The 23,626-nt window shown below is 70.4% G+C and carries 21 protein-coding genes and 1 pseudogene; 13 read left to right on the forward strand and 9 right to left on the reverse strand.

All coding sequences use genetic code 11. The features are described 5' to 3' along the window. Positions 1 to 13: 13 nt before the first annotated feature. The 10 genes and pseudogenes from OG709_RS22560 to OG709_RS22605 all read left to right on the forward strand — a co-directional run bounded on the left by OG709_RS22560 (position 14) and on the right by OG709_RS22605 (position 12,687). Positions 14 to 1,066: a hypothetical protein gene (locus OG709_RS22560; RefSeq protein WP_329167602.1), complete on the forward strand. Its 1,053-nt coding sequence runs from the start codon at positions 14 to 16 to the stop codon at positions 1,064 to 1,066. Positions 1,067 to 1,426: 360 nt separating this feature from the next. After that, a complete protein-coding gene (locus OG709_RS22565) occupies positions 1,427 to 3,115 on the forward strand; it encodes a LamG domain-containing protein (protein WP_329167603.1) in 1,689 nt (562 codons plus the stop codon). Positions 3,116 to 3,451: 336 nt separating this feature from the next. Beyond that, positions 3,452 to 4,000, forward strand: a pseudogene (locus OG709_RS22570) (ATP-binding protein); the annotation flags it as partial. A gap of 171 nt (positions 4,001 to 4,171) precedes the next feature. Next, the gene (locus OG709_RS22575; RefSeq protein WP_250299585.1) at positions 4,172 to 5,446 is read left to right on the forward strand and encodes an amidohydrolase; all 1,275 of its coding nucleotides are present in this window, start codon (positions 4,172 to 4,174) and stop codon (positions 5,444 to 5,446) included. Between the two features lie 140 nt (positions 5,447 to 5,586). Further along, the gene (locus tag OG709_RS22580; protein ID WP_250299537.1) at positions 5,587 to 6,642 is read left to right on the forward strand and encodes a BMP family lipoprotein; all 1,056 of its coding nucleotides are present in this window, start codon (positions 5,587 to 5,589) and stop codon (positions 6,640 to 6,642) included. A 172-nt stretch (positions 6,643 to 6,814) separates the two neighbouring features. After that, positions 6,815 to 8,410 (forward strand): ABC transporter ATP-binding protein, encoded by a 1,596-nt coding sequence (locus OG709_RS22585; protein ID WP_250299586.1) that lies wholly within the window; start codon positions 6,815 to 6,817, stop codon positions 8,408 to 8,410. Continuing rightward, positions 8,407 to 9,537, forward strand: a complete 1,131-nt coding sequence (locus OG709_RS22590; protein ID WP_250299538.1) for an ABC transporter permease — start codon at positions 8,407 to 8,409, stop codon at positions 9,535 to 9,537. Before OG709_RS22585 ends, OG709_RS22590 begins: the two co-directional genes overlap by 4 nt. Continuing rightward, complete coding sequence (locus tag OG709_RS22595) at positions 9,534 to 10,823, forward strand: ABC transporter permease (protein WP_329167604.1); 1,290 nt, start codon at positions 9,534 to 9,536, stop codon at positions 10,821 to 10,823. The genes OG709_RS22590 and OG709_RS22595 overlap by 4 nt, the downstream gene beginning before the upstream one ends. Continuing rightward, positions 10,820 to 11,209, forward strand: a complete 390-nt coding sequence (locus OG709_RS22600; RefSeq protein WP_266641213.1) for a cytidine deaminase — start codon at positions 10,820 to 10,822, stop codon at positions 11,207 to 11,209. The genes OG709_RS22595 and OG709_RS22600 overlap by 4 nt, the downstream gene beginning before the upstream one ends. A 194-nt stretch (positions 11,210 to 11,403) precedes the next feature. After that, a complete protein-coding gene (locus OG709_RS22605) occupies positions 11,404 to 12,687 on the forward strand; it encodes a thymidine phosphorylase (RefSeq protein WP_250299540.1) in 1,284 nt (427 codons plus the stop codon). Positions 12,688 to 12,715: 28 nt separating this feature from the next. Here the strand turns inward: OG709_RS22605 and OG709_RS22610 are convergent, their stop codons facing one another. The 3 genes from OG709_RS22610 to OG709_RS22620 all read right to left on the reverse strand — a co-directional run bounded on the left by OG709_RS22610 (position 12,716) and on the right by OG709_RS22620 (position 15,987). Continuing rightward, positions 12,716 to 13,705, reverse strand: coding sequence for a sigma-70 family RNA polymerase sigma factor (locus OG709_RS22610; RefSeq protein ID WP_266641210.1), 990 nt, complete (start codon positions 13,703 to 13,705; stop codon positions 12,716 to 12,718). Positions 13,706 to 13,805: 100 nt separating this feature from the next. After that, positions 13,806 to 14,504 carry a L,D-transpeptidase family protein gene (locus OG709_RS22615; protein ID WP_250299542.1) on the reverse strand — a complete coding sequence of 233 codons (699 nt, stop codon included), beginning with the start codon at positions 14,502 to 14,504 and terminating at the stop codon, positions 13,806 to 13,808. A 202-nt stretch (positions 14,505 to 14,706) separates the two neighbouring features. After that, complete coding sequence (locus OG709_RS22620; protein ID WP_266641207.1) at positions 14,707 to 15,987, reverse strand: MFS transporter; 1,281 nt, start codon at positions 15,985 to 15,987, stop codon at positions 14,707 to 14,709. Between the two features lie 62 nt (positions 15,988 to 16,049). Here OG709_RS22620 and OG709_RS22625 point away from each other — a divergent pair, with 62 nt between their 5' ends. Continuing rightward, positions 16,050 to 17,021 carry a LysR family transcriptional regulator gene (locus OG709_RS22625; RefSeq protein ID WP_250299544.1) on the forward strand — a complete coding sequence of 324 codons (972 nt, stop codon included), beginning with the start codon at positions 16,050 to 16,052 and terminating at the stop codon, positions 17,019 to 17,021. Between the two features lie 124 nt (positions 17,022 to 17,145). Here the strand turns inward: OG709_RS22625 and OG709_RS22630 are convergent, their stop codons facing one another. Then, a complete protein-coding gene (locus OG709_RS22630) occupies positions 17,146 to 17,910 on the reverse strand; it encodes an alpha/beta hydrolase (RefSeq protein WP_266641205.1) in 765 nt (254 codons plus the stop codon). A gap of 103 nt (positions 17,911 to 18,013) precedes the next feature. On the opposite strand from OG709_RS22630, the gene OG709_RS22635 reads away from it, so the two are divergent. Continuing rightward, positions 18,014 to 19,168, forward strand: coding sequence for an adenosine deaminase (locus OG709_RS22635; RefSeq protein ID WP_250299546.1), 1,155 nt, complete (start codon positions 18,014 to 18,016; stop codon positions 19,166 to 19,168). Between the two features lie 127 nt (positions 19,169 to 19,295). Next, entirely contained in the window at positions 19,296 to 19,649 is a 354-nt protein-coding gene (locus OG709_RS22640; RefSeq protein ID WP_250299547.1) for an ATP-binding protein, read from the forward strand. A 79-nt stretch (positions 19,650 to 19,728) separates the two neighbouring features. Here the strand turns inward: OG709_RS22640 and OG709_RS22645 are convergent, their stop codons facing one another. The 5 genes from OG709_RS22645 to afsQ1 all read right to left on the reverse strand — a co-directional run bounded on the left by OG709_RS22645 (position 19,729) and on the right by afsQ1 (position 23,593). Next, positions 19,729 to 19,932, reverse strand: a complete 204-nt coding sequence (locus tag OG709_RS22645) for a PspC domain-containing protein (RefSeq protein ID WP_250299548.1) — start codon at positions 19,930 to 19,932, stop codon at positions 19,729 to 19,731. Between the two features lie 94 nt (positions 19,933 to 20,026). Continuing rightward, a complete protein-coding gene (locus tag OG709_RS22650; protein ID WP_250299549.1) occupies positions 20,027 to 20,560 on the reverse strand; it encodes a VanZ family protein in 534 nt (177 codons plus the stop codon). Between the two features lie 230 nt (positions 20,561 to 20,790). After that, positions 20,791 to 21,396, reverse strand: a complete 606-nt coding sequence (locus OG709_RS22655) for a hypothetical protein (RefSeq protein ID WP_250299550.1) — start codon at positions 21,394 to 21,396, stop codon at positions 20,791 to 20,793. Next, positions 21,393 to 22,919, reverse strand: a complete 1,527-nt coding sequence (locus OG709_RS22660; RefSeq protein WP_326694160.1) for a HAMP domain-containing sensor histidine kinase — start codon at positions 22,917 to 22,919, stop codon at positions 21,393 to 21,395. Before OG709_RS22660 ends, OG709_RS22655 begins: the two co-directional genes overlap by 4 nt. Next, positions 22,916 to 23,593 carry a two-component system response regulator AfsQ1 gene (gene afsQ1 / locus OG709_RS22665; RefSeq protein ID WP_250299552.1) on the reverse strand — a complete coding sequence of 226 codons (678 nt, stop codon included), beginning with the start codon at positions 23,591 to 23,593 and terminating at the stop codon, positions 22,916 to 22,918. The genes OG709_RS22660 and afsQ1 overlap by 4 nt, the downstream gene beginning before the upstream one ends. Positions 23,594 to 23,626 lie beyond the last annotated feature (33 nt).

Here is a 23,626-nt window from a genome sequence, read left to right on the forward strand (position 1 = left end):
GAGACCCGCCACAGTGAAGAGCGCCCCCGCCACGCTCGCCTTCGTGGAGAGCCCCGTCCAGCTGCTGAACCTGCTGGAGTGGGCCCACACGGCGACCACGGACCTGACCGTGGTCGTCCTCTCACCGCTCGACCCCATGTCCCGGGGGCAACTCCGCCGGGTGGCTGAACTGGCCCGCGACGAAGGGGTCACGGTGCGGTGGGAGGAGGCGCGTGGCGGCGTGGCGGCGCCCTTCAAGACGATCGGCGGCCTCGCGCCGATGCTGCGCCGGGCCGACCGGATCGTCATCGGGGACCCGTTCTCCCGGTACGTGCAACTCCTCCTCACGATCACCGGCGCCCGCGATCTGACGGTGGTCGACGACGGCACGGCCACCATGGAGTTCATCGCCCAACTCGCCGCGAAGGAACCGCTGGTCCGCTGGCACCGTCGCGGCCGGCGCAGCCCCCGGGACCTGCTCTTCGCCCCGATGTCGTCGGCGGCCCGCCGCAGGCTGACCCCGTCGGGCAGCCGTACGGTCGAGGTGTTCAGCTCGATGCCGGTCCGGGACGCGCCGCCCGGACTGACCGTGACGGCCAACGACTTCGCCTGGACCCGGTCCCGCTTCGGCCCGCCGAGAATCACCCGTACCTCGGACCTGGTGGGCACCTCCCTGGTGGAGACGGGCGTGGTCGACTGCGACCGCTACATCGCGGCGGTCACCGCGCTGGCCCGCGCCCACAACGTGACGCGCTACTTCGCCCACCGCCGCGAGTCCACCGAGAAGCTCCACCGCCTGCACGCCGAGACGGGCCTGGAGATCGTCCGCCCCGACCTCCCCTTGGAACTCATCGCCCGCAGGGGCCCCATCGGCCGCACGATCGTCAGCTTCCCGTCGACGGTGGTGCACACGCTCCCGCTGGCCCTGGTGGGCACGGAGGTACGCGTCGCGGTCTGCGACATCGACCCCAACTGGCTTACGGAGACGGCATCCCCGCGCGCACAGGGCTTCCTGGCGGGGGTGACGGGGACGGCCCGCGACGTGCAGCGGCTGGGACCGATGAACGCGGCGGCCGGGGGCGCGTGAAGCAGATGTGTGCCCGCTGAGACTTGATGTGAATATTCAATTCCTGACGGGTGCACGACCTGCACATGACCTCCTCTTGATCAGGCCCATGCCCTTCCTTGGCCGGGCGGCTGGCAGGCTCCTTGATCGTTAGGTGTGGGGGCCAACTTGTTTGGCGTACAAGGGGTGGGGCAAGCCGTGAGGCGATCCAGGGGGAGTGGCAGACGCACGTCGGCACGCGGGGTGTGGCTGGTGTGCGCGGCGTTGTTGGTGCAGGTGGCGGGGGGTGTTACCGCCACAGCGGCACAGGCCGACGGGCATCGTCCCGGAAGCCGGTCCGCCGGCTCCGTGCAAGGTACTCAACCGGTCCGTGACCGTCGGATGCTCGACGCTCCGACGATCTCCTCCGACGACTACCCGGAGTGCGGAGCGGACGGGTGCGCCTCGTCCGGGGGTGTGGATGTGCCGGGCACCTTCACCTTCACCACGTCGGACACGGACGTCGTCAAATTCACCTACTCGCTCAACAACACGCTTGAGGTCACCAAGACGGTCCCGCCAGGAACCACCAGCACCACCGTGACCCTCGCACCGGACCAGAGAGGGCTGAACCAGCTCGCCGTAACGGCCTGGGACGCTGCGGGCGACGCATCGACGACCGCGACCTATTACTTCAGCGTCGCGCCGAACGCCCCGGCCACCGGAGGCTGGTCCTTCGACGAAGGCAGCGGCAGCACGGCGGCGGACAGCGCGGGATCGCACCCCGCGACACTCGTGGGCGGCGCGTCCTGGTCCAGCCACGCACGCCTGGGGAAGGCCCTCGACCTCGACGGCACGCAGGGCTACGCCTCGGCGGCCGGCGCGGGACCCGACACGTCCCGCTCCTTCACCGTCTCCGCCTGGGCCCGCCCGACCGGCCTGACGCACGACGCGGTGGCGGTGTCCGAGGCGGGCGCCGACGGCTCGGCGTTCGCGCTCTCCTACTCGGCTGCCTCGCACGCCTGGGTCTTCAGCCGGGACACCTCGGACTCGGCCGCCTCGACCGTCGTACGCTCCGTCTCGACGGCAACCCCTGTACCGGGGGTCTGGACCCACCTGACCGGCGTGTACAACGCCCAGTCCCGGACAGTGCAGCTGTACGTCAACGGCGTTGCCCAGGGTGCCCCGGTCTCCTTCACCCCCTCCTGGCAGGCCGGCGGCGACCTGCAGATCGGCCGCGGCCGGTCAGGCGCCGCGTACGGCGGCTACTTCCCCGGTCAGATCGACGAGATCCAGACCTGGGACCGCGCGCTCTCGCCGAAGGAAACCGCAGACCTGGAGGCCGAGGTGGATCCGGAGACCGGCCACTCGCGTCCGGCCCTCGCGGCCGACTGGGAGCTGAACGAGGCCTCGGGCAGCGCGGCCACCGACTCCTCCGGCTACGGGCACACCGCCGCCCTCTCCTCCGGCGCTGCGTTCGCCACCGACAACGACGGCGGCAAGGGTGGTGTCCTGTCGCTGGACGGAACCTCGGGCCACGCCTCGGCGAGCGGCCCGCTGGTCGACGGACAGGGTGACTTCACCATCGCCGCCTGGGTGAGGCTCGACGCCTCCGCGCTGAGTGACACGAGCGTGGAGCACACGATGCGAATCGCCGGTCAGAGCGGCGGCAACCAGGACTCCTGGGGACTCTGGTACACCCAGCCGGCCGGTATGTCCGAGGGCATGTGGGCGTTCGGCCGGACCGATGCGGACACCCCCGGCGCCACCACGGTGACCGCACCGACAGGCATTGCCGGCGCGCAACTGGTCGACCCCGGCGACGACTGGACACTGGTCACCGGCGTCTACGACGGAGCGCACCATCAACTCCTGCTGTACGTCGACGGGGTCCGCCAGACTGCCCCCGTCACGTTCGACTCACCGTGGCAGGCCACCGGGGACTTCACCGTAGGCGTGGGCCGCACGCCCGACGGCTCCTCCGGCGATGCCACGGCGGGCCTGGTGGATGCGGTGCGGGTGTGGACCGGGGTGACCGACGGGGGCGACATCGACCTGATGTACCTCAACGAGATGCCGATCCCGTTGTAGCTGGTGCGGCTGGTGCGGCTGGTGCGGCGGTGCGGCCGGTGCATGGGCTCTGGCCACACCCTGTGAGTTGGACGGGGAGGGCGAAAGGATCCAGAATTCGTCCGCTTCGCTCTGACCGGCGGCCACTCGCCCAGTAGCGGCTGATTCTTCGCTTCGGCCCGTCGCCCCTGACGCATCACCCAGTATTGCGCTGGGACTGTGGGCGCGGGGTCTGGCGAAAGGCGGACCTCAAGTGAGCGGCACAGAAAGGTCAGTTCGAGTGGCGTCGCGTCGTCAGTCAGCCGTTCGGGCCGTACGCTGACGGTGTTATGGGCCGTGCAGAGAGGGGCAGGTCCACATCCGGTCATCACGCTCGCGGATCCGGTCATCCGCTTCAACCAGCTGATCACGCTCCCGCAGGCCGCATCGGTGGAGCAGGGGTTCGCCGAGCAGATCTGGCAGGCGTCCGCCCCCACCTTCCACTCCAAGATCCTGGGTCCTCACTTCGAAGACCTTGCGCGTGACTGGACTCGGCGCTTCGCTCACACGGTTCTTCCCGACGGACTCCCGGGACCGGTCGGCACCACGGAGGTGGCCGACCCCGCCGCTCGTACCAAGCATGAAGTCGACGTCATGGCCCTGGCCCTGGGGGAGCGCCCTCAGTCGCCGCGTGCCCGCATCGCGCTCCTGGGCGAGGCGAAAGCCACTGCGGCCCCTCGGGGAACCGGTGATCTGGAGCGGCTGGAACATATCCGCGCGCTGCTGGCCGAACAGGGCTACGACACAGGGGGGACCACACTCGCCCTCTACTCGCTGCACGGTTTCTATCCCGACCTCGTGAAAATCGCCGCGCGTCGCCCCGATGTTCTGCTCGTGGACCTTGCCGCGCTCTACGGGATGGCCTGACCGGGGACCGAGAGTGACTCGACCGGGGATCGGGGGCCAATGACAGTACCCATCACACCCGCCCCGCATACGCCGCGAACCATGATTCTTTCGCCTAAGCGGCTGAACTTTTGCTGTTCGATGGCTAGTTGGGCCATGAAGGGGCCTACCCTTCAACGAGTGAACCAGTTGATGTCCCGTGAGCCCGACGCTTCCGACCTGCCCGCCTGTGCCGGTGACACCGGTCCGGCCGGTGACGCCCCGCTCGTCGGTGTGCTCCCCGCCGAGCTGCGGGACGAGCTGATCGCCTTCCGTCGTGACCTGCACATGCACCCCGAGCTGGGGAACCAGGAGTTCCGCACGACCGCGGCCCTCAAGGCGCGGCTGGAGCAGGCCGGGCTCGCGCCGCAGGTGCTCAGTATCGGGACCGGGCTCATCTGTGACATCGGGAACAGCGGGGACGCCGGGAGTGCAGCCGAAGCCCCGCGCGGCGTGCTCGCCCTCCGCGCCGACATCGACGCGCTCCCCATCCCCGACACCAAGACCGCCTGCGCCTACCGCTCCACCGTCCCCGGCATGGCGCACGCCTGCGGGCACGACATCCACACCACCGTCGTCCTCGGCGCCGGGCTCGTCCTCGCCCGGCTGCACGAGGCCGGGCAGCTTCCGTACCCCGTGCGGCTGATCTTCCAGCCCGCCGAGGAGGTGCTGCCGGGCGGTGCCCCCGATGCCATCGAGTCCGGGGTGCTGGACGGCGTCGGGCGGATCGTCGCGGTGCACTGCGACCCCAAGGTCGACGCCGGGCGGATCGGGCTGCGGGCCGGGCCCATCACCTCCGCCTGCGACCGTCTCGAAGTCAGCCTGGACGGGCCCGGCGGGCACACCGCGCGGCCCCACCTCACCACCGATCTGGTGACCGCCGCCGCGAAGGTCGCCACCGACGTGCCCGCGCTGCTGGCCAGGCGGATCGACGCGCGGTCCGGGCTCGCCGTGACCTGGGGCCGGATCGACGCCGGGCACGCCTGCAACGTCATCCCGCAGCACGCCGAGCTGTCCGGGACCGTACGGTGCCTCGACCTGGACGCCTGGCGGTCCGCGCCCGATCTGGTGCACGAGGCCATCGCCGAGGTGGCCGATCTGCACCGGGCCAAGTCCGTGATCAATTACGTCCGCGGGGTGCCGCCGGTCGTCAACGACGGCGCCGTGGCCGAGCTGCTGCGCGACGCCATGGCCGCGCGCCGCGGACCGTACGCGATCGAGGACACCGAGCAGAGCCTCGGCGGCGAGGACTTCTCCTGGTACCTGGAGCAGGTGCCCGGCGCGATGGCCAGGCTCGGGGTGCGTACGCCGGGAGACAGCGCCCGGGGCGACCTGCACCGGGGGGATTTCGACCCGGACGAGGCCGCGATCGAGGTCGGCGTGGAGCTTTTCACCGCCGCTGCGTTGCTGGACGTACATCGTTCGTAACCGGCCACGTCGGCTCCCGTTCGCGTCGATCCGATAACAGGTTCCGAACAGGCCTTTACCTGACATCTACGCGCGTTACGATCCTGGCGAAAACCAGCGCCGGAAGAGGCGCTCCAGGTTTGGTTTGAAGGGACCTCCTCTTGCGCCGGGTAACCAAGATCGCTGCGTCGGGCATAGCCACCGCAGCCCTCGCTCTCTCCGTCTCTGCCTGTGGCAGCACCTCGACCCAGAACGACTCCGACTCGTCGTCGAAGTCGTCGTCCAAGGGCGTCAAGGTCGGCGTCGCCTACGACGTCGGCGGCCGTGGCGACCACTCCTTCAACGACTCCGCCGCTCGCGGCATGGACAAGGCGAAGAAGGAGTTCGGCGGCGACATAAAGGAACTGACCGCCAAGACCACCGACACCGAGGCCGACCGCGTCCAGCGGCTCACCGACCTCGCCGACGCGGGCTACAACCCGATCGTCGGCATCGGCTACGCCTACGCCAACTCGATGAAGCAGGTGGCCGCGAAGTACCCGAAGGTCACCTTCGGCATCGTGGACTCGGTCGTCGACGCGAAGAACGTCGACAACATCGTCTTCACCGAGGAGCAGGGCTCCTACCTCGCGGGTGTCGCCGCGGCGCTGAAGACCAAGACGGACCACGTCGGCTTCATCGGCGGTGTGGACGTCCCGCTGATCAAGAAGTTCGAGGCGGGCTACGTCCAGGGCGTCCAGGACACCAACAGCAAGATCAAGATCGACCGGCAGTACCTGAGCCACGGCTCGGACACCTCCGGCTTCGCCAGCCCCGACAAGGGCAAGGAAGCCGCGCAGGGCATGCTCGACAAGGGCGCGGACGTCGTCTACACGGCGGCGGGCTCCTCCGGCAACGGCGCCATCGAGGCCGTCAACGGCAAGAAGGGCGCCTGGGCGATCGGCGTCGACTCGGACCAGTACAACATCGCCTCGCTGGCGAAGTACAAGAACTCGATCATGACCTCGGTCGTCAAGAACGTCGACATCGGCGTCTACGACCTGGTCAAGTCGGTCCGTGCCGGCAAGCCGATCACCGGCACCAACACCTACTCGCTCGCCGAGGGCGGTGTCTCGCTGGCCACCAGCGGTGGCTTCATCGATGACATCAAGGCCAAGCTCGACGCGGCCCAGAAGAAGATCATCGACGGCGCCGTCAAGGTCAAGACCACTCCCTGACCTGTCCCGTCACGTGGGCCCGGCGCGGGGGATCGCTGTCTCCCCGCCGGGCCCATAACGATGTGTCAACTCTACGCGTGTAGCGTGCAGTTGGCGCGTTAGCGTCACCGCACCCCCCGCCTCCGCCGGGGCCCCTCCGCCCCCACCGCTCCTTCTCCGAGGAGAGTGCGTCATCAACGCGTCCAGCCCTCCCGCCGTCGAACTGCGCGGCATCACCAAACGATTCCCCGGTGTCATAGCCAACCGCGACATCGACATCACCGTCCGCAAGGGCACCGTGCACGCCCTGTGCGGTGAGAACGGTGCCGGTAAATCGACCCTGATGAAGATCCTCTACGGCATGCAGAAGCCGGACGAGGGCACCATCACCGTCGACGGCGAACAGGCCGTCTTCGCCGGCCCCGCCGACGCCATCGCCCGCGGCATCGGCATGGTGCACCAGCACTTCATGCTCGCCGACAACCTCACGGTCCTGGAGAACGTGGTTCTCGGCGGCGAGAAGCTGTACGGCATCGGCACCAAGGCCCGTAACAAGATCCGGGAGATCTCGGACGCGTACGGTCTCGGCGTCCGCCCCGACGCCCTCGTCGAGAACCTCGGGGTCGCCGACCGCCAGCGCGTGGAGATCCTCAAGGTCCTCTACCGCGGCGCCCGCACCCTCATCCTCGACGAGCCGACCGCGGTCCTGGTCCCGCAGGAGGTCGACGCGCTCTTCGACAACCTGCGCGGCCTCAAGTCCGAGGGCCTGACCGTCATCTTCATCTCGCACAAGCTGGGCGAGGTGCTCTCCGTCGCCGACGAGATCACCGTCATCCGGCGCGGTACGACGGTCGGCACCGCCGACCCGGCGACCACCACGACCAAGCAGCTGGCCGAACTGATGGTCGGCAGCGAGCTGCCCTCGCCGGAGACCCGCGAGTCGACGGTCACCGACGAGCCGATGCTCGACCTCGACGGCCTCCAGCTCACCGCCGTCGACACCGACGGGGTCGTACGCGAGGTGCTCTCCGACATCTCGTTCACGATCCACCGGGGCGAAGTCCTGGGCATCGCGGGCGTCGAGGGCAACGGCCAGGCCGAACTCGTCGAAGCGATCATGGGGATCCGGAACCCGGACGGCGGGGTCATCACCCTCGGTACCACCGACATCTCGCACGCGCCCACCCGCAAGCGCCGGGAGAGCGGCGTCGGTTACATCCCCGAGGACCGGCACCGGCACGGCCTGCTCCTTGAGGCCCCGCTCTGGGAGAACCGGATCCTCGGCCATGTCACCGAGCGGCCCAACTCCCGGCACGGCCTGATCGACGCCAAGGCGGCCCGCGCCGACACCGAGCGCATCGTCACCGAGTACGACGTCCGTACGCCCGGCATCGACGTCACCGCGGCCTCCCTCTCCGGCGGCAACCAGCAGAAGCTGATCGTCGGCCGCGAGATGAGCCACCGCCCCAAGCTGCTGATAGCCGCGCACCCCACCCGGGGTGTGGACGTCGGCGCGCAGGCGCAGATCTGGGACCAGATCAAGGAGGCCCGCCGCGACGGGCTCGCCGTCCTGCTGATCTCCGCCGACCTGGACGAGCTGATCGGCCTGTCCGACACCCTGCGGGTGATGTACCGCGGCCGGCTCGTCGCCGACGCGGACCCCGCCACGATCACCCCCGAGGAACTCGGCTCCGCGATGACCGGCGCCGCCACCGGACACCTGGACCACGACGAGGACGTCGCCGGCCAGGGCGCCACCGGTGCAGAGGCTGGGGGAGAGGACCGATGAAGAAGCTCACCGCACGCATCGACCGGGAGCGGCTGCTCCTCGCGATAGCGGCCCCGCTGCTCGCGGTGGTGGCGGCCCTGGTCGTCACCACGCTGGTCATCCTGGCCACCGGCAAGGACCCGTTCGCCGCGTTCAGCGACATGCTGACGTACGGCTCGGCCAGCGACAGCCAGATCTACATCCTCAACAAGGCGACGACGTACTACCTCGCCGGTATCGCGGTGGCCGTCGGCTTCCGGATGAACCTCTTCAACATCGGCGTCGACGGCCAGTACCGGATGGCCGCCTTCTTCGCCGCGGTCGTCGGCGGCGCGCTGACGCTGCCCGGCGCCGTCCAGATCCCGCTGATGATCGTCACCGCGATGCTGGTCGGCGCGATGTGGGCCGGTGTCGCCGGTGTGCTGAAGGTGACCCGCGGGGTCAGCGAGGTCATCTCGACGATCATGCTGAACTCGATCGCCACCGCGATCATCGGGTACCTCATGCAGCCGGGCAGGCTCGGCCAGCTCGACGACGCGGGCACCCTGGTCTCCACCAAGCCGCTGCCGAAGTCGTCCTGGTTCTTCTCCATCGACACCGGCCCCGCGGGCACGCTCTGGGGCTTCATCTTCATCGCGGCGCTGGCCGGTGTGGCGTACTGGTTCGTGCTGGGCCGTACCCGCTTCGGCTTCGACCTGCGCGCGGTCGGCCAGTCCGAGTCCGCGGCCTCCGCGAGCGGCGTCAGCGTCAAGAAGATGATCGCCACCAGCATGATCATCTCTGGTGCGATGGCCGGTCTGATCGGTATGCCGACGCTGCTCAACGACAGCCACATGTACAGCAACGACTTCCCGCTGGGCATCGGCTTCACCGGTATCGCGATCGCGCTGCTCGGCCGCAACCACCCCATCGGCATCGCGCTCGGCGCGCTCCTCTGGGGCTTCCTGGAGCGCACCACCAACCACCTTGAGTTCAAGGGGTACGACAAGGAGATCCTCGGCGTGATCCAGGGCGTCATCGTCCTGTGCGTCGTGATCGCCTACGAGGTCGTGCGCCGCTACGGGCTCAAGCGCCAGCAGCAGAAGGTCGGCGCCGAACTCGCCGCGCAGGCCGCCGCCCACTCGAACCAGCAGGAGGTGACGGCATGACCGCGACCATGACCAAGACCCCGCCTCCGGCGGCTCCCCGGGCGGCGAACGCCAAGTCCGGCCGTTCCAAGCTCTCGCTCCCGAAGGTCCTGCTGATCATCGCGGGCGCTCTGATCCTGCTGTCGCTGGTACGCATCATCACCGGCGCCGACCAGCTCACCTCCGAGGGCCAGATCAGCGCCTCGCTGGGGCTCGCCGTGCCGATCGGCCTCGCGGGCCTCGGCGGTCTGTGGTCCGAGCGGGCCGGTGTGGTCAACATCGGCCTCGAAGGCATGATGATCCTCGGCACCTTCGGCGCCGGCTGGATCGGCTGGCAGTCCAGCCCCTGGCTCGGACTCCTCGCGGGCATCACCTTCGGCATGCTCGGCGGGCTGGTGCACGGCATCGTCACCATCACCTTCGGTGTCGACCACATCGTGTCCGGTGTGGCGGTCAACCTCCTCGCGCTGGGCCTCACCCAGTACCTCGCCAAGATCTTCTTCAACCACGGCGACGCGGTGGCGGCGGGCGGCAACCCCAAGCAGTCCCCACCGGTCGACTCGCTGCCCAACGTCACGATCCCCGGGCTCTCCGACGGTCTGTCGTCCATCGAGAAGCACCACTGGTTCTTCGTCTCCGACCTGGCCGGCATCATCGGCGGCCTGGTCACCGACGTCTCGGTGCTGACGATCCTGGCCGTGCTGCTCTTCGTCGGCACCTGGTGGGTGCTGTGGAAGACCCCGTTCGGTCTTCGGCTGCGCTCCTGCGGTGAGAACCCGATCGCGGCGGAGTCGCTGGGCGTCAACGTCTACACGTACAAGTACGCGGCCGTCGCCGTCTCCGGCGGACTGGCCGGGCTCGGCGGCGCGTTCCTGGCGATGGTCCCCTCGCACATCTACCTGGAGAACCAGACCGGCGGCCGTGGCTACATCGGTCTCGCCGCGATGATCTTCGGTAACTGGCGTCCCGGCGGACTCGCCATGGGCGCGGGCCTGTTCGGCTTCTCCGACGCGCTCCAGCTGCGCAACGGCGGCGAGACCGTCCACGCGCTGCTGCTGCTCATCGTGGTGCTCCTGGCCCTGCTCGCCGTCTGGAAGCTGTACAAGAAGGCGATGCTCCAGGGCGTCATCAGCGCGGTCGTGGCCGTACTCATCCTGGTCTGGTACCTGTTGACCGATGATGTCCCGTCCGACTTCGTGGGCGCCACGCCGTACGTCGTGACCCTGCTGGTGCTCTCGCTCTCCGCGCAGCGGCTGCGGATGCCCAAGGCGGACGGCATGCGCTACCGGAAGGGCCAGGGCAAGTGACACAGGTCGACTGGGATGTTCTGCGGGAGGCCGCGCGGGGCGCGATGTCCCATGCGTACGCCCCGTACTCGAAGTATCCCGTCGGCGTCGCGGCCCTGGTCGACGACGGGCGCACGGTCGTCGGCTGCAACGTGGAGAACGCCTCGTACGGCATCGGGCTGTGCGCCGAGTGCGGTCTGGTCTCCCAGCTCCAGGCGACCGGCGGCGGCCGGCTGACGCACTTCACCTGCGTGGACGGTGCGGGTGCGGTACTCGTGCCGTGCGGGCGCTGCCGCCAGCTGCTGTACGAGTTCGGCGGACCCGAGCTGCTGCTCGAAACCCCGGACGGGGTGCTGCCGCTCTCCGAGATGCTGCCGCAGGCGTTCGGCCCACAGCATCTGAACTGACGCGGTGTCCGTGGCCCTCCCACCGCGGTGGGAGGGCCACGGACACCCCTTCTCTCTATGCGCGTAGAGTCGCGCGATACGCGCACGGCCACCTCCCGTCACGTACCCCGTCACGAACACCCTCACGTAGCCCCGTCACGTACACCTGTCACGTACTCCCTCACGTATCCCTCGCCGGAAGGAACGCCAACTCCATGGACGCCATCTCTGTCATCCGCACCAAGCGGGACCGGGGCGAACTGAGCCCCGAGCAGATCGACTGGGTCATCGACGCGTACACCCGCGGCGAGGTGGCCGATGAGCAGATGTCGGCGCTGGCCATGGCGATCCTGCTGAACGGCATGAACCGTACGGAGATCGCCCGCTGGACCGCTGCGATGATCAACTCCGGTGAGCGGATGGACTTCTCGGCCCTCTCCCGGCCCACCGCCGACAAGCACTCCACGGGCGGCGTCGGCGACAAGATCACGCTGCCGCTCGCCCCGCTGGTCGCCGCGTGCGGCGCCGCCGTGCCGCAGCTCTCCGGCCGGGGCCTCGGCCACACCGGTGGCACCCTGGACAAGCTGGAGTCCATCCCCGGCTGGCGGGCGCTGCTCTCCAACACCGAGATGATGGACGTCCTGGACTCGGTCGGCGCGGTCATCTGCGCGGCGGGCGACGGGCTGGCCCCCGCCGACAAGAAGCTGTACGCGCTGCGCGATGTCACCGCCACCGTCGAGGCCATCCCGCTGATCGCCTCCTCGATCATGTCCAAGAAGATCGCCGAGGGCACCGGCTCCCTCGTGCTGGACGTCAAGGTCGGCTCGGGCGCCTTCATGAAGAACCTGGCCGACGCCCGTGAGCTGGCCTCGACGATGGTCGGCCTCGGTACCGACCACGGGGTCCGTACGGTCGCGCTGCTCACCGACATGGCGACCCCGCTGGGCCGCACCGCGGGCAACGCTCTCGAAGTGCGCGAGTCCGTCGAGGTGCTCGCCGGTGGCGGCCCCGCCGACGTCGTCGAGCTGACCCTCGCGCTGGCCCGCGAGATGCTGGACGCGGCCGGGCTGAAGGACGCCGACCCGGCCAAGGCCCTCGCCGACGGTACGGCGATGGACTGCTGGCGCCGGATGATCTCCGCCCAGGGCGGCGACCCGGACGCGGCCCTCCCGGTCGCCCGCGAGCAGCACGTCGTCACCGCCCCGTCGAGCGGTGTGCTGACCCGCCTCGACGCCTACGACATCGGCGTCGCCGCCTGGCGCCTCGGCGCGGGCCGGGCCCGCAAGGAGGACCCGGTGCAGGCGGGCGCGGGCATCGAACTGCACGCCAAGCCCGGCGACCGCGTGACCGAGGGCCAGCCGCTGCTGACCCTGCACACGGACACCCCGGAGAAGTTCGACTACGCGCTCCGGTCGCTGCCCGGCGCGTACGACATCGCCCCTGCGGACACCGCGTTCACGGCGAGCCCGATCGTGCTGGACCGCATCGCCACCGCCTGAGGTCCCGTGCGGACCGGCCGGGACCTGTTCAGAGCAGGTCCCGGCCGTCCAGCCGGGCGGGCAGGCCGAAGAGCGGGAACCAGCGTGCCGTGTCCAGGAACGCGTTCAGCCCGATGATCTTCCCGCCGGATATTTCGAGCACCTGGAGCGCCCACGGCTCGTGACCGCGGCCCGTCGCGCCCGGCCGGTACTGGCCGAACGCCGGGGTGCCGTTCGCCACGGTCGGCAGCAGCCGTGACCCCTTGCAGCCGATGCCCTGTTCCAGGTGCCAGGCGGCGATGTCGGCAGGGCCGCGCAGCCACAGGTCGAAGGGCGGCATCGAGAGCACCGCGTCCTCGTGGAGCAGCGCGGTGAGGGAAGCGATGTCGTACCCCTCGAAGGCCGCCACGTACCGGTCGAGGAGCTTTCGCTGGTCCTCGTCGAGCGGATCCGCCGGGTCCGACGGTCTGATCTCCGTCGCGGACAGCGTCGAACGGGCCCTCTGGAGCGCGCTGTTGACCGAGGCGACCGTGGTGTCGAGCAGCTCGGCCACCTCGCTCGCCCGCCAGGCGAGCACCTCGCGCAGGATCAGCACCGCCCGCTGCTTGGCGGGCAGGTGCTGGAGCGCGGCCACGAAGGCGAGACGCACCGACTCCCGCGCCACCGCCGCCTCGGCCGGGTCCGCGGTGGACGGCAACACCCGTCCGTCGGGGACCGGTTCGAGCCAGGTGGCCTCGGAGCGTTCATCGAGCACGGCCGTGGTCTGGGCCTGCGGGGCCGACAGATCCATCGGGCGGGCCCGTCTGCTGCCCGCGGCTCGCATGTCCAGGCAGACGTTGGTCGCGATGCGGTAGAGCCACGACCGCAGCGAGGACCGTCCCTCGAAGCGGTCGTAGCTCCGCCAGGCGCGGACCATCGTGTCCTGTACGGCGTCCTCGGCCTCGAAGGGGGAACCGAGCATCCGGTAGCAGTAGCCCGTCAGTTCGGTCCTGTGCCCCTCCAGGCGCACGTCGAGATCTGTCGCCGCGAGGTCGCTCATCGGGTGTGCCCCCTGCTCGGAATCCTGATCGCACCAGCGATTCAGAAACTACCGGGGGCCACTGACAGTCGCTGTCCGGCCAACGGTCGTACGCCGGGCGTCAGGTGCCCGGCTTGCGCCCGTAGACGTAGACCTCGTCGCCCTTCTTGAGGAGGGACCAGTACTTCGCGGCACTGGTCTTGGTCATGTTCACGCAGCCATGGGAGCCGGGCTGGTTCCACATGCTCACGCCCACCGAGTGGAACGCCTGGCCGCCGTCGAAGAACTGGCTGTAGGGCATGGCCACGTCGTAGAGCGAGGACACGTGGTTCTTGTCCCGCCAGTAGACCTTCTTGAGCCCGGTCCGGGTCTCGTAGCCGTTGCGGCCCGTGCGTACCGGCACCGGTCCGTACACCAGCTTCTTGCCGTCCTGGATCCAGCTCAGCTGCCGGGTCAGGTCGACGCAGGCGATACGCCCCTTGTTCACCGGGCACGTGCCCGCCTTGTTCGGAGTCCTGCCCGCGGCCTGCTGCTGGGCCACCACCTTCATCACGCCCCAGGTGACCGACCCGGCGTAGCCGATGGTCGGGGTGATGCCGTGCGCGCTCTGGAAGGAGCGGATCGCCGTGCAGTCGGCTGCCGACTGCTTGCCGTCCACCGGCCGTCCCAGGAACTTCTCCGCCTGCTTCTGGTACGGACCCGTGCTGGTCGTGCACGAGGCCGCCTGTGCGGGTGTCGCCCCGCCCAGGGCCATGGTCAGCGGCACCACCAGAGCGGTGATCCCGGCGGCCACGGCGCCTCTCCGTCGTATGTGTCCCATGCGTTCCGTCCCCTGTTTTCCGGGCGCCCCTCACCCGGGTGGATTCCCGAGGTGCTGGTGCCCGGATGCTGATTCCCCCGGTGCCGCGCGAACCGCGCGTCTTGTGAAGGAGACGGACGAAGAGGGGCAACCGTTGCACCCCGGGGGGAAACAGTCTTCGGCCGGGCCGCGCCCGCGTACGCCGTCCCGCCCCGCGTACCGCTCAGTGCCCTGCTGTGGCGGGCATCCGCCGGGTGGCTCGGGCGCTGTACGACCCGTACAGCGTGACGGACACGACACCGAGCACTGCGAGCAGTCCCAGCGCCACCGTGCCCGCCCAGCCCGCCGAGTGGAAGGCGACAGCGCCGAGCGCGCCGCCCAGGCTGCTGCCCAGGTAGTACGCCGACTGGTAGAGCGCCGACGCCTGGGCGCGGCCCGTCTTCGCCGTACGGCTCACGGACGAGGAGGCGACGGCGTGCCCGGCGAAGAAGCCCGCCGTGATGAGGACGAGCCCCAGCAGTACCGCGGCGAGCGCGTCGGCCAGCGAGATCAGCAGGCCCGCCGTGGTCGCCGACACCGCGAGGTAGAGCGCGCCCCGGCGGCCCAGCCGGGCGACGAGCCGGCCGGCCGCGGCGGAGGAGACCGTACCGACCAGATAGACCAGGAAGATCGAACCGACCAGTCCCTGCGGCAGGTTGAACGGTTCGCCCACCAACCGGTAGCCGATCACCGTGTAGACCGCGCCGAAGACCGTCATGAAGAGCGCGCCGATCGCGTACAGCCTGCGCAGCAGCGGGTCGCCGAGGTGGGCGGCGACGGTACGGCCCAGTGCGCGCGGGTTCAGCGGGGCCGGGTGGAAGTTGCGGGCCGGGGGGAGCAGCAGCCGGAAGACCACCGCGCACACCACGGCCATCAGCCCGATCGCCCCGAGCGCCGCCCGCCATCCCCAGGCCTGGGCCACCCACCCGGCGACGATGCGCCCGCTCATGCCGCCGATGGAATTGCCCGCGACGAACAGTCCGATCGCGGCGACCAGCGCCTTCGGCCGTACCTCCTCGGCGAGGAAGGCCATCGCGGACGCGGGCAGCCCGGCGAGCGCGGCACCCTGCACGGCGCGCAGCGCGATCAGCCAGCCCAGGCTCGGCGCGAAGGGGACGAGCAGCCCGATCGCCACCGCGACCGTCAGCGAGGCGGTCATCATCGTCCGCCGTCCGAACCGCTCGGACAGGGCGCTCAGCGGCAGGACGAACAGGGCGAGACCGCCCGTCGCAGCGGAGACGGTCCAGCTCGCCCGGCTCGCCGCCCCGCCGAAGTCGGAGCTGATCGCGGGCAGCAGCGCCTGCGTGGAGTAGAGCAGGGCGAAGGTCGCCATTCCGGCGGCGAAGAGCGCGAAGCTCATCCGGCGGTAGCCGGGCCCGCCCGGGGCGAGCTGGAGCTGCGGGGGAGAGGACGGCGCGGCGGAGGCACTCACGGTGGTGAGTGCCCCGGTACTGGCAGGAGGCATACGGCGAACGTAGGCCGGGTCCCTTCATGCGTCCAATGCATGGACCGGCGATAATCGTTCCCATGGTGCATGAGCAGAGGTCACGGGCCCGGCTGTCACGCAGCAGTTACGAAGAAGACATCAGTGACGAGGAAGACATCCGCCGCCTGCTCGCGCCGCGCCTCGCGTACTTCGAGGCGGTCGCCCGGCACGAACACGTCACCCGGGCCGCGCAGGAACTGTCGGTGCCGCAGTCCACCCTCTCGCGCGCCATGGTGAGGCTGGAGGCGGATCTGGGCGTGGCCCTGTTCGCCCGCAGGGGCCGTACGGTCTCGCTGACACCCGCGGGCCGGACGTTCCTCCGCACCGTCGAGCGGGCGCTCACGGAGGTCGGGCGGGCCGCCGACTCGGTACGGGCGGACGCGGATCCCACGGCGGGCCGGATCGCCTTCGGGTTCCTGCACACGCTGGGGTCCGAGACGGTTCCCGGGCTGATCCGGGCCTTCCGGGCGGACCATCCGCGGGTGCGTTTCCAGCTCGTGCAGAACTACGGCGAGGCGATGCTGAAGCGGTTGCGTGCCGGGGAACTCGACCTCTGCCTCACCTCGCCGGTCCCCGACGCGCCCGGCCTCGTCGGGCGGCGGCTGGACGAACAGCGGCTGCGTCTGGTGGTCCCCGACGACCACCGGCTGGCCGCCCGCAGACGGATCAGGCTCGCCGAGGCCGCCGAGGAGACCTTCGTGACGCTGGAGCCGGGGTACGGACTGCGGCGCATCACCGACGACCTGTGCGCCGAGGCCGGGTTCACCCCGCGGATCGCCTTCGAGGGCGAGGAGGCGGAGACCCTGCGCGGCCTGGTCGCGGCGGGTTTGGGGGTGTCGCTGCTGCCACCGCCGGCGGTGGCGCGGCCCGGGGTGGTGGAGCTGACGGTGACCGCACCCCGGGCCGTACGGGAGATCGGGGTGGCGTGGCTGGACGGGCATCCGGACACGGCCCCGGTGGCGGCCTTCAAGCAGTTCCTGCTGTCGCGGCGGGGGAAGCTGCTGCCGGAGTGAGGAACCGCCCCTCCGGCGACCAGGGACCGGCGACCAGGGAGCAGTGATCGAGGGGCGGCGATCGGGGAGCGGTGATCGAGGGGCGGCGATCGAGGGGCGGTGATCGAGCGGCGGGCCCCGGCGCCTACCGTCCCAGCGTCCGCCCGAACCCTGCGGCCAGCGGCATCCGCAGCCCCAGCGGCGGCGGCGCGGCGAACGCGTCGGCGACCGGTCTCGCGTACGCCCGCGAGAACAGTGCCCCCCGCACGAAGTCCGCTGCCAGCGCCACGACTTCGGCCCGGTGCTGGCGCAGGCCGTGGCCGTCCGAATGGACCTCGAAGCGGCAGGTGTCGCGGTTGGTCTTCTTCGCGCGTTCCGCCAGCCGGTAGGAGAGTTCGGGGTCCGAGCGGGCGTCCGTGGTGCCGTGCACGATCAGCACCTGACGGCCCACCAGCTGCTTCACCGGCTCCGGGTCCGCCGCCAGGTCTTCGTCGGGCAGCCAGGGGGCCAGGGCCAGTACGGACGTGACGGCGTCGTGGCCCGCCGCGTGCAGCGCGGCCCGGCCGCCCATGCCGTGCCCGGCCAGGCAGACGGGGACGTCGCCGTACCGCCGCACCACCTCGTCCACCGCCCAGGCCGCGTCCCGGGCGAGGTGCGCGTCGGTGCCGTTCCAGCCGCGGAAGCGGTAGCGGACGACATGCGCCGCGAGCCCGTCGTCCCGGGCCGCGCGGGCCAGCCGGCGGGCGGTGCGTTGCAGGGCGGCGTACGGGAGGGCGGAGGAACGGCGTCTGGAGACCGGGTCGCCGTCGGGGAGCAGCAGCACCACACCGCTGACCGCGACCGGCGCTCCGCTTGCCCCAACTGCCCGTCCCAGCCGGGCCTCCGGCAGGGCTGGTGCTTGCTGTGCCATGACGGAACAGTCTCAGAAGCCGAGGTGTACTCCACCCGTCGGAACGGTCACTGTTACATATCGACCAGGCGCGATCTACGCGCGTAGGGGCTAAAGTGCACAGATGACGAGCCAGACCATTCCCTCACCCACCACGGACCAGATCAGCCGAGCTCCGAAGGTGCTGCTCCACGACCACCTCGACGGGGGCCTGCGCCCCGGCACGATCATCGAGCTCGCCCGCGCGAACGGGTACCAGGGCCTTCCCGAGACGGATGCCGACAAGCTCGGCATCTGGTTCCGCGAGGCGGCCGACTCCGGCTCGCTGGAGCGTTATCTGGAGACCTTCGCGCACACCTGCGCCGTCATGCAGACCCGCGAGGCGCTGGTGCGCGTCGCCGCGGAGTGCGCCGAGGACCTCGCCGCGGACGGTGTCGTCTACGCCGAGATCCGGTACGCCCCCGAGCAGCACCTCGAAGGCGGACTCACCCTCGAAGAGGTCGTCGAGGCCGTCAACGAGGGCTTCCGCGAGGGCGAACGGCTGGCGCGCGAGAACGGCGACCGGATCCGGGTCGGCGCGATGCTCACCGCGATGCGGCACGCGGCCCGCGCCCTGGAGATCGCCGAACTCGCCAACCGCTACCGCGATCTGGGCGTCGTCGGCTTCGACATCGCGGGTGCCGAGGCGGGCTTCCCGCCCACCCGTCACCTCGACGCCTTCGAGTACCTGAAGCGGGAGAACAACCACTTCACGATCCACGCGGGCGAGGCCTTCGGGCTGCCGTCGATCTGGCAGGCGCTCCAGTGGTGCGGCGCCGACCGGCTCGGACACGGAGTGCGGATCATCGACGACATCGAGGTCGCCGACGACGGCACGGTGCGGCTGGGGCGGCTCGCCTCGTACGTACGGGACAAGCGCATCCCGCTGGAGATGTGCCCCACCTCCAACCTCCAGACCGGTGCCGCGGCCTCGTACGCCGAGCACCCGATCGGGCTGCTGCGCAAGCTCCACTTCAGGACGACCGTGAACACGGACAACAGGCTCATGTCGGGGACCAGCATGAGCCGCGAATTCGAGCACCTGGCCGAGGCGTTCGGCTACACGCTCGACGACATGCAGTGGTTCACCGTCAACGCGATGAAGTCCGCGTTCATCCCTTTCGATGAACGACTTGCCATGATCAACGATGTGATCAAGCCCGGATACGCGGAGTTGAAGGCGGAGTGGCTGTTCCGGCAGACCGTCGTGACCAGTGGTTCCGCGGTCACCGCAGGCTGACAGCAGGTGCGCACCGGCGGCCGGGGATTCCGATTTCCGGCCGCTGTCGGGTGTTTGCGGGCCGTGCGACGGGGTGGCTACCTTGCGTAGCCGCTCACCTTCCCCCCGTCGCAAGGACGTTTTCCTCATGAAGCTGTCTGCTGCCAAGACCCTCGGTGTCGCTGTCGTCGGTGCGGCCTTCGCCGCTGCCGCCGCGGGTTCCGCCTCGGCGGCCGTCGCTCCGGCCACCCCGGACGTGAACGGCACGCTGGACTCCGTCACGCGGACGCTCCCCCTGGAGAGCGTCACGTCGAAGCTGCCCGCCGGGGCCGGTCGGGCCGTCGAAACCGGGAAGACCGTGCTCGGCAGCCAGGCGGCCACCCTGCCGTCCACCGTCGCCGGCGCGGTGTCGACCGTGCTGCCCGGTGCCGCGGCAGCCGGCCAGGTCGGCAGCCTCCTCGGCGGCCTCCCCACCGGAGCGGTGCCCGGTCTCGGCCGCTGAGCACGTCGTACACGCCGACGGGGCGCGCACCCATCCCCCTGGGTGCGCGCCCCGTCGGTGTGTCAGGGACCGGCCCTGGTCACCAGGCCGCCGACGCCGGCTTCTCGCCGGGCAGCAGGATCCACAGCGCCAGATAGAGCAGGAACTGCGGCCCCGGCAGCAGGCACGAGACGATGAAGATCACGCGCATCGTGGTGGCGGAGGTGCCGAAGCGGCGGGCCAGCGCCGCGCACACTCCACCGAGCACACGGCCTTCACGCGGGCGGGCAAGTGCTGCGGACATGAGGGGCTCCTTCGCGAAGCGTTCGGGGGGAGACTTCCGTTCGGCTCTCCCGGTACTTCCATGGTCGCGCGGAGCGGCGCCGGAGCGAATCGCCCTACGGGGCGATCCCGACCCTGGGAATGCTCGGGGTAGGACCGTGTCCGGCTTCCTCCGCGCGGACGGCTGCGTGCCCCGCGTGCTCCTGCCTGCGGCGTAGCCGGGACCGGGCGGCGGGCACCACGACGACGTGCGCGAGGGCCACTCCGGCCGTGTTCAGCAGCAGCGAGTCCACATCCACGACCTGTCCGGGCACTCCGGTCTGGAGCAGCTCTATGGCGAGCGAGATCAGTGAGCCCGCCGCGACCGTACGGGCCAGCGAGGCGCAGGAGGAGACGTGCAGCCGCCCGCCCGCCAGCGGCAGCAGTACGCCCAGTGGCGCGAGCAGCAGCAGGCCCTTGCTGATCCGGCGGGTCGCCTCGAAGGCACCGAGGGCCAGATCGGCCCGGATTCCGGCGAACGGGGTGAAGTTCGAAGCGGTCACCCACATCACGTCCAGGGGACGCAGCGTCAGCCAGGCGACGACCAGGAGATGCGCGGCGAGGAGGAGTATCCCCACGACGCGTGAACGGATGACGGTGCTACCGCCCATTCCTTGACGCACGTTTTCCAAGACGCCACGACCGGTGGGATCGGTTCCGCCGACTTTGTCACCGTGCCGTCACCGTGTGGTCACCGCGCCCCGCAGCCCCGCGACCGGGTACGTATCCGGTCCCTGGGCCCCGGGGGCGTACGACAGCCCCGCGACCGGGTACGTACCCGGCCCGGAGCCCGGTGCGTACGGCAGCCCCCGCGAGCCCGGCGTGATCCAAACGAGAGGCCCTAGCGGCGCAGGTCGCCCAGGATCGGGTCCGAGCCCGGCCGCGTCTTCAGCTTCTGGGTGCAGGAGTACGCCCGTGGCGGGTCCGTGCCCGGTCCGCCGAGCACGACCGAGCCGTCCGTCTCCGACGCCGCGCTCCCCGCGTACGTACACACGATCTGCGCCAGCGCGTTGGCGGGCAGGTCCTGCGGTTCGCTGCTCAGCCGCAGTGCGCCGGCCGGATCGTCCCGGCGTCCGGGGCCCACGGACAGCGGCGGGCGCACGTCCGTGGAGAACCCGGCCTCCTTCTCGGCTGCGCTCGGGGTCTGCCGCAGCTCGTCGAGGAGCTTCTCCGCGACCTGTAGCCCGTCGCCCAGGGGCCGGCCCGACACGATCTGCACCGTGCGGTCCACGGAGACCAGCTGGTTCCCGCAGAGCAGGTAGACCCGAACCGGTACGTCCTGCAGCGCCTGGGGCGCGGAGTCGTCCGTCGGCAGGTCGCAGGGCACGCGGGACGGCGCGGCCCCCGCGTCCACCGGTACCGAGGTGTCCCGGATGCCGCAGCCGGCCGTCAGGGCGCAGAGCGCTGCCGCGCCCATGACCGCCGCCGTGAGTCGTCCCGCTCTCATGCGCCGTCGCCTTCCTGGCCGGTCCCGGCCGGACCGGCGGTGTCCGACGGATCGGCCGGGTCCGACGGGTCGCGCGGCAGCCGCAGTACGAACACGGCTCCGCCGTCCTTCGCGTTGGCCGCGGTGATGTCGCCGCCGTGAATGTGTGCGTTCTCCATCGCGATGGAGAGGCCGAGCCCGCTGCCCTCGGAGCGCGGCCGGGACGCGCTCGCCTTGTAGAAGCGGTCGAATACATGGGGGAGTACGTCCTCGGGGATACCGGGACCGTGGTCCTGCACCGCGATGACCAGCTCGTCCCCGTCGATCCGGACCGCGACCCGGACCGGCGAACCGCCGTGCTTCAGCGCGTTCCCGATCAGATTCGCCAGGATGACGTCGAGGCGGCGCGGGTCGAGGCGGACCATGATGCCGCGGTCGGCGTCCAGCTCCACCGCGTCCAGCCAGGCGCGGGCGTCGATGCAGGCGGTGATCTGGTCCGCGATGTCCACGTCGTCGAGCACCAGCCGGGCCGTCCCCGCGTCGAAGCGGGTGACCTCCATCAGGTTCTCCACCAGGGTGTTGAGCCTGCGGGTCTCGCTCACCACCAGCTGCACCGCGGGCCGGATCATCGGATCGAGGCTGTCCGCCTCCTCCTCCAGCACCTCCGACACCGCGGTGATCGCGGTGAGCGGCGTCCGCAGTTCGTGCGACATGTCGGCGACGAAGCGGCGGCTCGCCTCCTCCCGCGCGCTCATGTTGCTGACCTTCGTCTCCAGCGCCTCGGCCGTCTTGTTGAACGTCCGGGACAGATCGGCCAGTTCGTCCGTGCCCGAGACCCTGAGCCGGGTGTCGAGCTTGCCCTCGCCGAGCCGCCGGGCCGCGTCACCGAGCCGCTGCACGGGCCGCAGCACCGTCGTCGCCGCGGCCTGCGCGAGCAGCGCCGAGCCGATCAGGGCGAGCGCCGTGGCGATGGACAGCGACCAGGCAAGGGAGTTGAGATCTTCCCGCTCCTGGGCGAGCGAGGTGAGCATGTAGCCGGTGGGGCCGCCCCCGATGATCTTCGCGCCGCCCACCAGGTACGGCTTGCCGCGCAGCGTGATGCGCTGCCAGAAGAGGTGGTACGGGTAGTGGTTGCCCGAGCCGATCTCCTGCTGCTTCGCCACCGCCCTCTGCAACGGCTCCGGCACGTCGGCCAGCGTGAAGGTGTCCAGGTTCGAATAGCCGACGACCGGCTTGCCCTTCGCCCGCTCACCGACCAGCAGCACGCTGTAACCGGGGTTGCTGCTGCCCGCTATCTGCACGGCGGCCGTCTGCAGTTCGTTCTGCGTCGGCCCCAACGGCAGGGAGGCGGCCCGGCTCTGCATCTCCTGCCGGAAGTCCTTGAGCGCGGAGTCCTGCGTACGGGTCAGTACCGCCTCGCGGTTGAGCCAGTACGCGATACCGGAGGCGGAGACGGCAGCGGTGAGCGCCACCAGCGCGAAGACGACGACGAGCCGCAGCCGCAGACTCGTCCAGCGCAGTCCGTGGAAGAACGTACGACTCACTGAGGCGTGTCCAGCCGGTAACCGACCCCGCGGACCGTACGGATCAGGGTCGGCGAGGACGGTACGTCCTCCACCTTCGCCCGCAGTCGCTGCACGCACGCGTCGACCAGCCGGGAGTCACCGAGGTAGTCGTGTTCCCAGACCAGCCGCAGCAACTGCTGCCGGGACAGCGCCTGTCCCGGCCTGCGGCTCAGTTCGAGCAGCAGGCGCAGCTCGGTCGGGGTGAGCTGAAGATCCTCGCCGTTCTTGGTCACGGTCATCGCGGAGCGGTCGATCACCAGACTGCCGAAGGCCGCCGAGTCGGTGGACTCCCGCTCCCCGCGGCGCAGTACGGCCCGGATCCGGGCGTCCAGCACCCGCCCCTGCACCGGCTTGACCACGTAGTCGTCGGCGCCGGACTCCAGTCCGACCACCACGTCGATGTCGTCGCTGCGCGCGGTCAGCAGAATGATCGGCAACTGGTCGGTGCGTCTGATCCGCCGGCACACCTCGAAACCGTCGATTCCGGGCAGCATCACATCCAGCACGATCAGATCGGGCCGCTGCTCGCGCAGCAGCTGAAGACCGTCCTCGCCGGTGGCGGCTGTGGCCACACGGTGCCCCTGGCGTGACAGAGACAGCTCAAGAGCCGTACGGATGGCGTCGTCGTCCTCGATCAGCAACAGGAAAGGCACGGGGGCCATTCTGGCCCATGGGGCAGGGGAGTT

This window comes from Streptomyces sp. NBC_01267, from assembly GCF_036241575.1.
Classification (GTDB): Bacteria; Actinomycetota; Actinomycetes; order Streptomycetales; family Streptomycetaceae; genus Streptomyces.

Coding starts and splice junctions, on each gene's coding strand:
- OG709_RS22595 (WP_329167604.1), top strand. CDS start 9,534: ATGACCGCGACCATGACCAAGACCCCGCCTCCGGCGGCTCCCCGGGCG.
- OG709_RS22610 (WP_266641210.1), bottom strand. CDS start 13,705: ATGAGCGACCTCGCGGCGACAGATCTCGACGTGCGCCTGGAGGGGCAC.
- OG709_RS22615 (WP_250299542.1), bottom strand. CDS start 14,504: ATGGGACACATACGACGGAGAGGCGCCGTGGCCGCCGGGATCACCGCT.
- OG709_RS22655 (WP_250299550.1), bottom strand. CDS start 21,396: ATGAGAGCGGGACGACTCACGGCGGCGGTCATGGGCGCGGCAGCGCTC.
- OG709_RS22565 (WP_329167603.1), top strand. CDS start 1,427: ATGCTCGACGCTCCGACGATCTCCTCCGACGACTACCCGGAGTGCGGA.
- OG709_RS22645 (WP_250299548.1), bottom strand. CDS start 19,932: ATGTCCGCAGCACTTGCCCGCCCGCGTGAAGGCCGTGTGCTCGGTGGA.
- OG709_RS22575 (WP_250299585.1), top strand. CDS start 4,172: ATGTCCCGTGAGCCCGACGCTTCCGACCTGCCCGCCTGTGCCGGTGAC.
- OG709_RS22640 (WP_250299547.1), top strand. CDS start 19,296: ATGAAGCTGTCTGCTGCCAAGACCCTCGGTGTCGCTGTCGTCGGTGCG.
- OG709_RS22620 (WP_266641207.1), bottom strand. CDS start 15,987: ATGCCTCCTGCCAGTACCGGGGCACTCACCACCGTGAGTGCCTCCGCC.
- OG709_RS22630 (WP_266641205.1), bottom strand. CDS start 17,910: ATGGCACAGCAAGCACCAGCCCTGCCGGAGGCCCGGCTGGGACGGGCA.
- OG709_RS22605 (WP_250299540.1), top strand. CDS start 11,404: ATGGACGCCATCTCTGTCATCCGCACCAAGCGGGACCGGGGCGAACTG.
- OG709_RS22625 (WP_250299544.1), top strand. CDS start 16,050: ATGGTGCATGAGCAGAGGTCACGGGCCCGGCTGTCACGCAGCAGTTAC.
- OG709_RS22590 (WP_250299538.1), top strand. CDS start 8,407: ATGAAGAAGCTCACCGCACGCATCGACCGGGAGCGGCTGCTCCTCGCG.
- OG709_RS22635 (WP_250299546.1), top strand. CDS start 18,014: ATGACGAGCCAGACCATTCCCTCACCCACCACGGACCAGATCAGCCGA.
- OG709_RS22650 (WP_250299549.1), bottom strand. CDS start 20,560: ATGGGCGGTAGCACCGTCATCCGTTCACGCGTCGTGGGGATACTCCTC.